Here is a 2,092-nt window from a genome sequence, read left to right as displayed (position 1 = left end):
GCCGATCCGTGTCCGCGTCGCCGGCGCCGCGCGCTTGCTCCGCGCCGCCGCCTGGATCGCCCCCGGCGCCCTGCCGCGCGACGCCCGGCCGACCCCGGCCCGCTGATCACCACGCGGCCAAGCTTGGGCCGCCTCGCACTAACGTGAAGCGCCGGACCCCGTGCGCGGCTTCCCCTCGTGGTCATGTCGGTCAACACACGACCGTCTCGAAGCGGCGGCGCATGTCCGGACAAATGTGCCGGCCACGACACGCCGCGCGACACCAGGGGAGGAAGACATGACACTGCGCGATCAGTGGCGTTGCGGATCGGCCATCGTGAAGCCCGCCGCCACGGGCGCCGCCCTGATGGGCCTGGCCGCCGTGGGTCTGGCGGGGGCGGCGGCCCTCAGCACCCCGGCCCGCGCGCAGGACACGCCGACCGCGGAGGAGTTCGCCCACGCCGCCTCCGACGCGGCGGACTGGATCCTCCCGGCAAAGAGTTACACCGGCAACCACTACACCACGGCGGCGCAGATCACGCCCGCCAACGTCGCCGACCTCAAGCTGGCGTGGAAGTTCACCATCAACGACACCGGCCCGCTCGAGGTGTCGCCGATCGTCTATCACGGCACGATGTACGTCACCTCGGCGCACGACCACGTCTATGCGCTCGACGCCGCGACCGGCAAGCTGAAGTGGCAGTTCAGCGACAGCCCGCACGTGATTTCCTTCGCGGCCAATCGCGGCATCGCGCTGCTCGACGGCAACGTCTACCTCGGCACGCTCGACGGCCACCTGATCGCGCTCGACGCCAAGACCGGCGCCAAGGTGTGGGACAAGGTGACGGTCGATGACACCGCCAACTCGTTCTACACCATGGCGCCGGTGCCCTATCACGACGCCAGCACCAACCGCGACGAGCTGCTGCTCGGCGTGTCGGACGGCGACTGGGGAGGCAACGGCAACATCGCCGCCTATGATCCGAAGGACGGCCACGTGCTCTGGCGCTGGGAGACGGTCCCCGGCCCCGGCGAGCCCGGCCACGAGACATGGAGCGGCGATTCGTGGAAGCGCGGCGGCGCCTCCACCTGGGGCGGCGTGACGATCGATACCGCCACGCACATGATGTATCTCAACCTCGGCAATCCGGGACCGGACTTCCTCGGCTCGGTACGCGAGGGCGCCAACCTCTATTCGGACTCGATGGTCGCCCTCGACATCTCCGGCAGCAAGCCGACGCTGAAATGGTATCATCAGTTCATACCGCACGACACGCATGACTGGGACCCGCCGATGCAGCCGGTGCTGTTCACCGGCAAGCATGACGGCGCGGACGTCAAGATGGTCGCGACCGGCGACAAGGCCGGCAATTTCTGGATCCTCGACGCGGCGAGCGGCAAGCTGCTCAACCATACCGTGACCAGCTTCCAGAAGGGCATCGCCGACGCGCCGAGCGTCGAGGGCAACATCGCCTGCCCCAACACGCTCGGCGGCATCGAGTACCAGGGCGGCGCGTTCGACCCGTCCACCAACGACTTCTACGTGCCGAGCCAGAACGAATGCGGCCGCTGGACCGCGAGCAAGGACGTGATCTACATCGCCGGACAATTCTACCTCGGCGGCGACTTCCCCAAGCTGGTCGGGCCGAATACCGGGCAGATGAACGCGATCAACGTCGACACCGGCATCTTCGACTGGCGCCACCACTTCAACCTGCCGAATTACGGCGGCGCGCTGGTGACGGCGTCGGGCCTCGTGTTCTCCGGCAATCTCGGCGGCCGGGAAAACGCCTTCGACACCAAGACCGGCAAGCTGCTCTGGAGCTACGACACCGGCGCCTTCATCCAGGCCCCGACCGAGGCGTATGAGGCGGGCGGCCACGAATACATTGTCGTCGCCGCCGGACAGGCCGGCAACGCCGCCATCCCCGAACTGCCCAAGGGCGACCAGACGCCGGTGATCTGCGCCTTCACGTCGAAATAGCCGCCGCCCCTCACCCCGAACCGGACGTGCACCGCATCTGATGCCAGCCCTCCCGTCCCGGCCGACGCCGGCCCGCCCACGCGGGCGGGCGGCGCCCCCGCGCGCCGCGCTCGCGCTCGCCGCCTTCCT

General features: G+C 69.0%; 1 protein-coding gene. It reads left to right on the top strand.

All coding sequences use genetic code 11. The features are described 5' to 3' along the window. Positions 1-277: 277 nt before the first annotated feature. Positions 278-1,963, top strand: coding sequence for a pyrroloquinoline quinone-dependent dehydrogenase (locus B8460_RS18185; protein WP_048863034.1), 1,686 nt, complete (start codon positions 278-280; stop codon positions 1,961-1,963). Positions 1,964-2,092 lie beyond the last annotated feature (129 nt).

This window comes from Acidisphaera rubrifaciens HS-AP3 (assembly GCF_000964365.1).
Classification (GTDB): Bacteria; Pseudomonadota; Alphaproteobacteria; order Acetobacterales; family Acetobacteraceae; genus Acidisphaera; species Acidisphaera rubrifaciens.
The sequence above is the reverse complement of the archived record's forward strand: the minus strand, read 5'-3'. Positions and strand labels throughout refer to the sequence as shown.

Coding starts and splice junctions, on each gene's coding strand:
- B8460_RS18185 (WP_048863034.1), top strand. CDS start 278: ATGACACTGCGCGATCAGTGGCGTTGCGGATCGGCCATCGTGAAGCCC.